The sequence below is a fragment of the Cupriavidus sp. HPC(L) genome (assembly GCF_000307735.3).
In the GTDB taxonomy this organism is placed as follows: Bacteria; Pseudomonadota; Gammaproteobacteria; order Burkholderiales; family Burkholderiaceae; genus Cupriavidus.
Genome location: NZ_AMPR02000309.1, coordinates 1 through 2,576, shown reverse-complemented (window position 1 = coordinate 2,576; position 2,576 = coordinate 1). Strand labels below are relative to the sequence as shown.

2 protein-coding genes are annotated in these 2,576 nt (G+C 66.2%); both read left to right on the top strand.

Features of this window, described 5'->3' with window-relative positions; genetic code table 11:
• On the top strand, positions 1 to 1,041 hold a 1,041-nt coding region (locus B551_RS16265; protein WP_253281369.1), incomplete at its 5' end, for a LysR family transcriptional regulator.
• A 305-nt stretch (positions 1,042 to 1,346) separates the two neighbouring features.
• Complete coding sequence (locus B551_RS16260; protein ID WP_006579069.1) at positions 1,347 to 2,150, top strand: putative hydro-lyase; 804 nt, start codon at positions 1,347 to 1,349, stop codon at positions 2,148 to 2,150.
• Positions 2,151 to 2,576: the final 426 nt, after the last annotated feature.

The following is a 2,576-nucleotide window of genomic DNA, read 5'->3' as shown; positions in this document are numbered from 1 at the left end:
TCGTCCCTGACTCCAATCCCTGTCGACATGAACCTGCGCTTTCTCGAGACGTTCGTCTGGGTCGCCCGTTTGCGAAGCTTCCGGCTGACCGCGGAAAAACTGTTCACCACCCAGGCCTCGATTTCCAGCCGCATCGCCGTTCTGGAGGAAGACCTCGGCGTCAAGCTGTTCCTGCGCGACTCGCGCGGCGTATCGCTGACCCCGCAGGGCCAGCAGGTGCTCGAATATGCCGAGCGCATGGTCAACACGATGCATCGGCTGCGCCAGTCGATCGATTCCACACGCGTCAGCGAAGGGAGATTGCGCATCGGTGCGATGGATTCGGTCATCCATACCTGGCTGTCGTCGGTGGTCCGCCGCGTGATGGAGGCCTACCCGGCGCTGGAAATCGAGCTGACCGCCGATGCCGCGCTGAACCTGTGCGACCAGCTGCAGAAGGGCTATCTCGACATCATCTTCCAGACCGACCTGCTGCGCGTGGAAACCGTGCGCAATATCGAGCTGGCCAAGTATCCGATCCGCTGGATCGTCGCCAAGGGCTCGGCCTATGACCGGCCGTATCGCTCGCTGGACGACCTCGCCGGCGAACGCGTGATCACCTTCGTCAAGAACTCGCGCCCGCATCAGGACATCCTCAGCCTGTTCCACCTGAACGGCGTGGAGTCCCCGCGCATCAGCTGCGTCAATTCGGTCGCGGCGATGACGCGGCTGATCGGCGAGGGTTTCGGCATCGGCGCGGTGCCGCCGGTGCTGGTGCGCCGCGAACTGGAGGATGGCACGCTGACCATCGTCGACATCGACAGCCATCCGCCGTCGCTGGACATCGTCGCATCGTGGCGCACCGGCGCGGGGCTGGAACTGTCGGAGTCGGTGATCGCGCTGACGGTCGGCGTGGTGGCCGCGTTCTGCGCGGAAGCGGGCGAGGACAAGGCGATGCCGATGGCCAATGTCGCCGCGCAGAACGGCGGCGGCGAGACCGGCGGCCATACGGACCACAACACGGACCACAACACGGACCACGATACGGACCGCGACGCCTGACGGCGGCCGTCTCGGGTCCCGAAGGCAAGCATCGCTTGCCTTCGTCATCGAAAAGCCTTATCGCGCTGCATCCAAAAGATTTGTTGGACAGCGCATCGGCGCGGCGTCCAGAATCGTTGCACACCTCGCGACAGCGCGCGTTTCGTGCCAGATTGCCGGCAAACGTTGTCGTCCCCGCGAAAGCGGGGACCCAGCGGCTTTCAAAGACGCTGGGTTCCCGCCTTCGCGGGAACGACATGGAAGGTCCACGATCTTGCGGCAAGTTGGTGCGTTGCGCTCGCGTGCACGACTCCACGCCGACCACCATGAACCTGCCCCTCCAGCAAGCCAACGGGCTGTTGCCCGAAGACCCCGCCGCGCTGCGCGCGCTGATCCGCTCGGGCCGTTATCGCGGCCATACCAGCGGGCTCGCCAGGGGCTATGTCCAGGCCAATATCGTGATCCTGTCGCGCGACTGGGCCTATGACTTCCTGCAGTTCTGCGCGCTGAACCGCAAGGCCTGCCCACTGATCGACGTCACGGAACCGGGCGATCCGGTCTTCCGCAATCTTGGCGTCGACGTCGACATCCGCACCGACGTGCCGCTGTATCGCGTCTACCGCAACGGCACCGACTATCACGAGACCACCGACATCGCCTCGCTGTGGCGCGACGATTTCGTGGCGTTCGCGATCGGCTGCTCGTTCTCGTTCGAGCATGCGCTGCTCGCCGCCAACGTTCCGCTCAAGCACATCAATCTGGGCCGCAACGTGGCGATGTTTCGCACCTCGATCGAGACGCGGCCCGCCGGACGCCTGTCCGGCAAGCTGGTCGTGTCGATGCGTCCGCTGAAGGCGGCCGATGCGATCCTGGCCACCGAGATCACGGCCCGCTATCCCGACGTGCACGGCGCGCCCGTGCATATCGGCGATCCGCGGCTGATCGGCATCGACGACATCGAGGCGCCCGACTACGGCGACGCCGTGCCGGTGGACGAGGACGAGATCCCGGTGTTCTGGGCCTGCGGCGTGACGCCCCAGGCCGTGATCCGCGAAGCGCGGCCGGAAATCTGCATCACCCATGCGCCGGGCTGCATGCTGGTCACCGACCTCGACAACAACCGGCTGTAGACGATTTCGATGACGGGGCGATGACGGCGACGGCCGTCGTTGCCCCTGGCCGCGACGTCAGGCGGCCTTCGACTACGTATTCGCGTAGTTCCATGCCCTCCCGGTGGCCCGCTGCACCGCCAGCCTACGATTCTCCCTAGTTGGTATCGCGCCACACCGGGCAGACAATGGCCTGTCACGCTGGCCGCAGTCCGTCCACGCGTCGCCCGGCGCGTGGCGGCGGGCCCATGCGAGCCGCGCCGTTCGCGTGGCCGCAGCAATGCCCTTGGCGCCCTTGGCGCCCTTGGTGCCCTTAACGCCGTTCGCATCGCCCCCGTTCCTCAGGAGAAGAGCGTCATGCTGGATTTCAAGGACCTGATGCAAGCCCGCGAAGCCATTCTCGCCGCGGCCCGTGCCGCCGCCGAAGCGGCCGCGCGCGCGGCGGCC